Source organism: Tateyamaria sp. (assembly GCF_059783535.1).
On record NZ_JBYNDP010000160.1, the window covers coordinates 1 to 7,361 of the forward strand.

The 7,361-nt window shown below is 58.3% G+C and carries 11 protein-coding genes; all 11 read left to right on the plus strand.

Annotated features, from left to right (window positions below):
- Positions 1-422, plus strand: a 422-nt coding sequence (locus AC6RA8_RS19795) for an NADH-quinone oxidoreductase subunit H (RefSeq protein ID WP_500355151.1), incomplete at its 5' end; no start/stop codon positions are given.
- Between the two features lies 1 nt (position 423).
- Complete coding sequence (locus AC6RA8_RS19800) at positions 424-618, plus strand: hypothetical protein (protein ID WP_189369894.1); 195 nt, start codon at positions 424-426, stop codon at positions 616-618.
- 2 nt (positions 619-620) lie between these two features.
- On the plus strand, positions 621-1,115 hold the full coding sequence (nuoI, locus tag AC6RA8_RS19805; RefSeq protein ID WP_189369895.1) for an NADH-quinone oxidoreductase subunit NuoI: 495 nt from the start codon (positions 621-623) through the stop codon (positions 1,113-1,115).
- Positions 1,115-1,807: a DUF4259 domain-containing protein gene (locus AC6RA8_RS19810; protein WP_500355152.1), complete on the plus strand. Its 693-nt coding sequence runs from the start codon at positions 1,115-1,117 to the stop codon at positions 1,805-1,807. The genes nuoI and AC6RA8_RS19810 overlap by 1 nt, the downstream gene beginning before the upstream one ends.
- Entirely contained in the window at positions 1,804-2,226 is a 423-nt protein-coding gene (locus AC6RA8_RS19815) for a carboxymuconolactone decarboxylase family protein (RefSeq protein WP_500355153.1), read from the plus strand. Before AC6RA8_RS19810 ends, AC6RA8_RS19815 begins: the two co-directional genes overlap by 4 nt.
- Complete coding sequence (locus AC6RA8_RS19820) at positions 2,223-2,825, plus strand: NADH-quinone oxidoreductase subunit J (protein ID WP_500355155.1); 603 nt, start codon at positions 2,223-2,225, stop codon at positions 2,823-2,825. Before AC6RA8_RS19815 ends, AC6RA8_RS19820 begins: the two co-directional genes overlap by 4 nt.
- Positions 2,826-2,828: 3 nt before the next feature.
- A complete protein-coding gene (locus tag AC6RA8_RS19825; RefSeq protein WP_500355157.1) occupies positions 2,829-3,299 on the plus strand; it encodes a hypothetical protein in 471 nt (156 codons plus the stop codon).
- 45 nt (positions 3,300-3,344) lie between these two features.
- Positions 3,345-3,650 carry an NADH-quinone oxidoreductase subunit NuoK gene (nuoK, locus tag AC6RA8_RS19830; RefSeq protein WP_039686350.1) on the plus strand — a complete coding sequence of 102 codons (306 nt, stop codon included), beginning with the start codon at positions 3,345-3,347 and terminating at the stop codon, positions 3,648-3,650.
- A 3-nt stretch (positions 3,651-3,653) separates the two neighbouring features.
- Entirely contained in the window at positions 3,654-4,094 is a 441-nt protein-coding gene (locus AC6RA8_RS19835; protein ID WP_500355159.1) for a hypothetical protein, read from the plus strand.
- Between the two features lie 6 nt (positions 4,095-4,100).
- Positions 4,101-6,167, plus strand: coding sequence for an NADH-quinone oxidoreductase subunit L (gene nuoL, locus AC6RA8_RS19840; protein ID WP_500355161.1), 2,067 nt, complete (start codon positions 4,101-4,103; stop codon positions 6,165-6,167).
- A partial coding sequence (locus tag AC6RA8_RS19845; RefSeq protein ID WP_500355162.1) for an NADH-quinone oxidoreductase subunit M occupies positions 6,167-7,361 on the plus strand: 1,195 nt, incomplete at its 3' end. The genes nuoL and AC6RA8_RS19845, both read left to right, overlap by 1 nt.

Consider the following 7,361-nt stretch of genomic DNA (forward strand, 5'->3'; position numbering starts at 1 on the left):
TCATCAGCGCCTTGGCCGAAACGAACCGCCCGCCCTTCGATTTGCCGGAAGCGGAGTCTGAATTGGTTGCTGGCTACCAGGTCGAATATTCATCGACCCCGTTTCTGCTGTTCATGGCTGGCGAATACATCGCCATCTTCCTGATGTGCGCACTGATGTCGCTGCTGTTCTTCGGTGGCTGGCTGTCGCCCATTCCAGGCCTGCCCGATGGCGTGCTGTGGATGGTCGCTAAGATGGCGTTCTTCTTCTTCCTCTTCGCGATGGTGAAGGCGATCACGCCACGCTACCGCTATGACCAGCTGATGCGCCTGGGGTGGAAAGTATTCCTGCCGTTCAGCCTGGTCTGGGTCGTGTTTGTGGCCTTTGCCGCCAAGTTTGACTGGTTCTGGGGCATCTATGCCCGCTGGGCCGTGGGGGGCTGATATGGGATTGGCTGCCGCCATCAACGAGGCACCGGAACACCATCTGGATGACCTTGTGTCATTCTTGGGGTCCGAGTTCGCTATTGGAACGACCGATGAAGATGGGAAGCTCGACCGAGCGGATCCCGGAGAAGTCGTCTCGGCCCTCAAGGCCTGGGCGTACATGCACCTTAACGACGGAACACAGGGAGACTAGCAATGACGCAGATCGACTACGGCCGCGCCGCCAAATACTTCCTGCTGCAGGATTTCTGGCAAGGCATGAAGCTGGGCTTGAAGTACTTTTTCGCCCCGAAGGCCACCGTGAACTACCCGCATGAAAAGGGGCCCTTGTCCCCGCGTTTCCGTGGCGAGCACGCGCTGCGCCGCTATCCCAACGGGGAAGAACGCTGCATTGCCTGCAAGCTGTGCGAGGCGATTTGCCCGGCGCAGGCCATCACCATTGATGCCGAACCGCGCGAGGATGGCAGCCGCCGCACCACCCGCTATGACATCGACATGACCAAGTGCATCTACTGTGGCTTCTGTCAGGAAGCATGTCCGGTCGATGCCATTGTCGAAGGTCCGAATTTCGAATTTGCCACCGAGACCCGTGAAGAGCTGTTCTATGACAAGGAAAAGCTGTTGGAGAATGGTGAGCGTTGGGAAGCCGAGATCGCACGCAATCTTGAACTGGATGCACCGTATCGCTGATGGGAGCCTGGGGACCACATAGCTTTGACAACGACACGGCGGCCGACCTGCTGGATACGTTGAAAACCCTCGATCAGCCGTTCGAGCAGGCGGAAGCTGTGTGCGAAAGCTTTGAGGCCGTGTTTGAGGCGCCAACCGGTGATCTTGATGCGGATTTGGCGTCGACCGCCGTGGCCGGAGCCGAGATCATTGCGGCGTGTCTGGGTCAGCCACGAGACGGGGCCGACGCGCCATTTGATCTCGAAGCCTCCTTCAAATTCTACGATGACGCTGTTGGCATGGCACTGGCCGCTTTGGACCGGGTGACTGCCGACGGCTCGGAACTGGCGGAACTGTGGGATGAGAGCGAAGAGGCGAGCACTTGGCGGGCCAGCATTGCCGATCTTGCCACGCGTTTGCAGGCTGCGGCGAAAGCCCATGACCTTGGGACAGAGTTCGCACCTGATGCTCCTGAGGCTGATCCCGAGCAGGCGCTGCGGAGCGATGTTGACCAAGTCTATGCCGATATGATGGCCGAGATTGAGCGCCTTGCCGACACCGGCGGAGGCGAGGTTCAGGTCGAGGTGCTGCGTCATTTGGTGCGCAAGCTGCATCTGGTCCACAGCGACATCAGCAACATGCGTTACTTCATTGCGGACAGTCTGGATGCACTGACCGCCCGCATCGAAGGTCTGGAGGGTCAACGCTCATGACTGATGACAAGAACAACCCCTTTGCCGCCATGTTGGCCCAGATGCAGGAGATGACCAAAGCATTTCCGCAAATGGCGGCGTTTGATCCGTCGAAGGGGTTTGATCCCAAGATGTTTGAGGCCCTGTGGCCGACCATGCCCAAGGATTTGATGGAGACGTGGTTTGGCAACAAGCTCAACGAGAATGGGTTGGACGCCAAAACCCGGTTGCTGCTGACCCTTGCCGGGTTGACCATGCAGGGCGCGCAGGCCGATACGGCCATTCGCCAGACCGTGCGGCATGCGCGCGAGGCGGGTGCGACCGACCAGCAGATTTCCGAGACTTTGGGCATGATGGCGATGTTTGCCGGTGTGCCCGCCATGACCCGCGCCATGGGATTGGCGCAAGAGGTCATGGGTGACGACGAGGACGAGACATGACTGTATTTGCCTTCTACCTCTTTGCGGTCAGCGTGATCGCGGGTGGCCTTTTCACGGTGATCAGCCGCAACCCCGTCCACTCGGTTCTCTGGCTGATCCTGTCCTTTCTCAGTGCGGCGGGTCTGTTTGTGCTGTTGGGGGCCGAGTTCGTAGCGATGCTTTTGATCATCGTCTATGTGGGGGCGGTTGCGGTGCTGTTCCTCTTCGTCGTGATGATGCTGGACGTGGACTTTGCCGAGCTGAAGGCAGAAATGGCGAAATACATGCCGCTCGCGCTTTTGATCGGTGTGGTGATCCTGATGCAGTTTGTCATGGCTTTTGGCGCTTGGGAGTCGAATGCGGCGGCGGAGGCGCTGCGCACGCAAGTAACGCCAGTGGATCGGCATAACACCGAAGCGCTTGGGATGATCCTGTACGATCAGTATTTCCTGCTGTTCCAGCTTGCCGGGCTGATCCTGTTGGTCGCCATGGTGGGTGCAATCGTTCTGACCCTGCGCCATCGTTCGGATGTGAAGCGTCAGGATGTGATTGCCCAGATGATGCGCGATCCTGCGACGGCGATGGAGCTGAAGGACGTCAAACCGGGGCAGGGGCTCTGATCCTTGAATACCCGGTGCGCATATCTGGCAGCGGTCGTCGCGATGCTCGGGGGCGAGGCTGTGGCCTTGTCGCTAACCGATTGCGACCGTACCACGCATATCAGCCATGGTGGTGAAGCGGATCACGTTGATCTGGGCGAAGGCCGTGTGATGTGGCGTGATTGGTGGAGCCAGGAAGGGACCGCGACTTCATTCTCTGTTGTAGATTGCGCGCCCGGCACTGCACTGACCTTCCACACACAGGAAGAGAACATGGGCAACCGTTTGCCTTTCGACCGGACGGAGAAGGCGCTCGCTGTGATCGAACGCCACGAGACTGGCGCACGCGCCTTTGCCACCTTTGACCGCATGGCTGCCGATCTGGGTGGCATCGCGCGAGACATCAACATCATCACGCTGGATGCAGAGCCGTGCGCCTGCGCGGCACTCTACCCCGAGGCTCGGGGCGAGAAGACAGAATTCATGCTGGGTTAATCCCCGCAACAGACGACAAGCGGGGACACACCCCGGAGGGACGACATGATAGGACTTGAGCATTACCTGACCGTCGCGGCGACGCTGTTCGTCATCGGGATCTTCGGGCTTTTCCTTAACCGCAAGAATGTGATCATCCTGCTGATGAGCATCGAACTGATGCTGCTGGCGGTGAACATCAACCTTGTGGCCTTCTCGTCCTTCCTGGATGATCTCGTGGGGCAGGTGTTCACCCTGTTCGTGCTGACCGTCGCTGCGGCCGAGGCCGCCATCGGTTTGGCTATCCTGGTCTGTTTCTTCCGCAACCGCGGCACCATCGCCGTCGAAGACGTCAACGTGATGAAGGGCTGAGAAATGAGTCGCTTCGTTGTTATTATGTTGGCGTTTTGGGGTGGCATGGGTCATGCGAGCAACCTCCAAACTCCTGAAATCGAACCTTTCGATATCCACGTAGACTACACTCCAGGATGCACTCTTTCTGATGAAACGTTTGTGGGAACTGGCTACGGGCAGTTCGGAAGATCGCGAGAAATGGTCTTGACTGAGTCATACGACACTGCGGACGTCCTGAAGCAGCAATACGTGCTCGTCGATAAACGGCGCGGCAAAGTCGTGGCGGCAACAGTACCCGGCACATATCGCGGTATCGATACGCTCAGTGAAGCCGTGGATCGAGCCATCGAACAATACCCCCACCTGACGCTTCGGCGTTTCGCAAAAGAAATGAAGAAGCAAGGCTTTGAAACTACGGCTGCCGAGGCGCCCCTTGAAGTCCTTGATTGTTTGAAAGGCTAAGAGCACATGGAAACCATCATCCTCTTTGCCCCTCTGGTTGGCGCGCTGCTGTGCGGGTTCGGCTGGCGCATCTTTGGCGAAACCGCAGCCATGTGGATCGCCACTGGCCTGCTGTTCCTTTCGGCCATCCTGTCCTGGATCGTGTTCCTGACCTTTGACGGCACAACCGAGCAGATCCAGATCCTGCGCTTCATCGAAAGCGGCTCACTCAGCACCGACTGGTCCATCCGGCTTGACCGTTTGACGGCGATCATGCTGATCGTGATCACCACGGTGTCGTCGCTCGTCCACCTTTACAGCTTTGGCTACATGGACCACGACCCGCAGTGGAAAGAGGGCGAAAGCTACAAGCCGCGCTTCTTTGCGTATCTGTCGTTCTTCACCTTCGCGATGTTGATGCTGGTGACGGCGGATAACCTTGTACAGATGTTCTTTGGCTGGGAAGGCGTGGGCGTCGCGTCTTACCTGCTGATCGGCTTCTACTACCGCAAGCCATCCGCCAATGCCGCCGCAATCAAGGCCTTTGTCGTCAACCGGGTGGGCGATTTCGGCTTTGCCTTGGGTATCTTTGCGCTGTTTTTCCTGACCGACTCGATCAAGTTCGACGATGTGTTTGCCGCTGCACCTGAGCTGGCGCAGACGCAGTTGACCTTCCTGTGGTCCGAGTGGAATGCCGCGAACCTTGTGGCCTTCCTGCTGTTCATCGGGGCGATGGGCAAATCGGCACAACTAATCCTGCACACGTGGTTGCCTGACGCGATGGAAGGCCCGACGCCTGTGTCGGCGCTGATCCACGCGGCAACTATGGTGACCGCGGGCGTGTTCCTCGTCTGCCGCATGTCCCCGCTGATGGAATTTGCGCCCGAGGCGATGGCCTTTGTCACCGTGCTGGGCGCGCTGACTGCGTTCTTTGCGGCAACCGTTGGGCTTGTGCAGACCGATATCAAGCGCGTGATCGCCTATTCGACCTGTTCTCAGCTCGGCTACATGTTCGTGGCCGCAGGTGTGGGCGTCTACTCGGTCGCCATGTTCCACCTGTTCACGCACGCGTTCTTCAAGGCGATGCTGTTCCTTGGCGCGGGCTCGGTCATCCATGCGATGAATCACGAGCAGGACATGATGAACTACGGTGGCCTGCGGAAGAAGATCCCTTACACGTTCTGGGCCATGATGATCGGCACGCTGGCGATCACCGGCGTCGGCATTCCGCTCACAGGCTGGATCGGTTTTGCCGGGTTTGCGTCCAAGGATGCGGTGATCGAAAGCGCCTATGTCGGATCGACCTTTGCCTTCTGGGCGCTGGTGATCGCGGCTCTGTTCACCTCGTTCTATTCCTGGCGTTTGATGTTCCTGACCTTCTACGGCACGCCACGCGGTGACAAACACACGCACGAGCATGCGCATGAAAGCCCCATGACGATGATCGTGCCGCTGGGTGTTCTGAGCCTGGGTGCGATCTTTGCCGGGGCAATCTGGTATTCCTCGTTCTTCGGCAAGCCAAACGAAGTCATCTCCTTCTTTGGTGGACATTACGAGGCGCCAAGCAAGGACTTGAAAGAGGCGGTTGCTGAACGCAGCCCCAAAGCCTCCGAACTGAAATACGTGATGGAGGATGGACCGGGTGAAGCGGGTATCTACATCGCGCCCGAGAACACTGTGCTGCATGAAGCCCATTACGTGCCGACTTGGGTGAAGCTGTCGCCCTTCGTTTCGATGCTGCTGGGCTTCATCGTCGCCTTCTGGTTCTACATCAAGAACCCGTCACTGCCGGGCCGTTTGGCCGAGAACCAGCGCCCGCTCTACCTGTTCTTGAAGAACAAGTGGTACTTTGACGAGCTATACGACGTTGTCTTCGTTCAACCCGCTTTGTGGATCGGTAAGAAGCTGTGGAAGAAGGGTGACGGCGACGTCATTGACGGGACTATCAACGGCGTATCGATGGGCATTGTGCCCTTCTTTACCCGCCTCGCGGGCCGTGCGCAGTCCGGCTACATCTTTACCTATGCCTTCGCCATGGTGATCGGGATCGCGGTCCTCATCACCTGGATGACGCTCAGCGGAGGAGCAAACTGATGGACAATATTCTTTCCATCACCACGTTCATGCCCGCATTGGCGGCCCTGATCCTGGCCGTGTTCCTGCGCGGGGAAGATGAGGCAGCACAACGCAACGCCAAGTGGGTGGCCATGGCCACGACGGTGATCACCTTCATCGCTTCGCTGTTTATCCTGTTCGAGTTCGACCCCAACGACACCGGTTTCCAGTTTGTGGAAGAGGGCACATGGATCATGGGCCTGACCTACAAAATGGGGGTCGACGGGATCAGTGTTCTCTTCGTGATGCTGACCACGTTCATGATGCCGCTGGTCATTGCCGCGTCATGGTCGGTCACGGACCGGGTCAAGGAATACATGATTGCCTTCCTTCTGCTGGAAACGCTCATGCTGGGCGTGTTCATGGCGCTGGACCTTGTTCTGTTCTACCTGTTCTTCGAGGCGGGCCTGATACCGATGTTCCTGATCATTGGCATCTGGGGCGGTGCGAACCGTATCTATGCGAGCTTCAAGTTCTTCCTCTACACCTTCCTCGGCTCGGTGCTGATGCTGGTGGCGATGGTCGGGATGTATGCTGATGCAGGCACCACCGACATCGAGACGCTGTTGAACCACCAGTTCGGGACCGAGACGTTCAGCCTGTTGGGTATCCAGATCGTGGGCGGGATGCAGACCCTGCTGTTCCTGGCTTTCTTTGCCAGCTTTGCAGTCAAGATGCCGATGTGGCCCGTGCATACATGGCTGCCTGACGCGCACGTGCAGGCGCCGACCGCAGGGTCGGTCGTGCTGGCGGCGATCCTGTTGAAGCTGGGTGGCTACGGGTTCATCCGCTTCTCGATCGGGATGTTCCCGATCGGCTCTGACGTGATGGCGCCGCTGGTTCTGTGGATGTCGGCCATTGCCATTGTCTACACCTCGCTTGTCGCGCTGGTGCAGGAGGACATGAAGAAGCTGATCGCCTATTCGTCCGTTGCCCACATGGGGTTTGTGACCATGGGCATCTTTGCGGCCAATCAGCAGGGGCTGGATGGTGCGATCTTCCAGATGCTGTCGCACGGCTTTATCTCTGGCGCACTCTTCCTCTGTGTCGGCGTGATCTATGATCGGATGCATACGCGCGATATTGACGCCTATGGCGGTCTGGTGAACCGGATGCCTGCCTATGCGCTGATCTTCATGCTGTTCACCATGGCCAATGTGGGCCTGCCGGGCA

Coding starts and splice junctions, on each gene's coding strand:
- AC6RA8_RS19835 (WP_500355159.1), top strand. CDS start 3,654: ATGAGTCGCTTCGTTGTTATTATGTTGGCGTTTTGGGGTGGCATGGGT.
- AC6RA8_RS19815 (WP_500355153.1), top strand. CDS start 1,804: ATGACTGATGACAAGAACAACCCCTTTGCCGCCATGTTGGCCCAGATG.
- AC6RA8_RS19810 (WP_500355152.1), top strand. CDS start 1,115: ATGGGAGCCTGGGGACCACATAGCTTTGACAACGACACGGCGGCCGAC.
- nuoL (WP_500355161.1), top strand. CDS start 4,101: ATGGAAACCATCATCCTCTTTGCCCCTCTGGTTGGCGCGCTGCTGTGC.
- nuoI (WP_189369895.1), top strand. CDS start 621: ATGACGCAGATCGACTACGGCCGCGCCGCCAAATACTTCCTGCTGCAG.
- nuoK (WP_039686350.1), top strand. CDS start 3,345: ATGATAGGACTTGAGCATTACCTGACCGTCGCGGCGACGCTGTTCGTC.
- AC6RA8_RS19820 (WP_500355155.1), top strand. CDS start 2,223: ATGACTGTATTTGCCTTCTACCTCTTTGCGGTCAGCGTGATCGCGGGT.
- AC6RA8_RS19800 (WP_189369894.1), top strand. CDS start 424: ATGGGATTGGCTGCCGCCATCAACGAGGCACCGGAACACCATCTGGAT.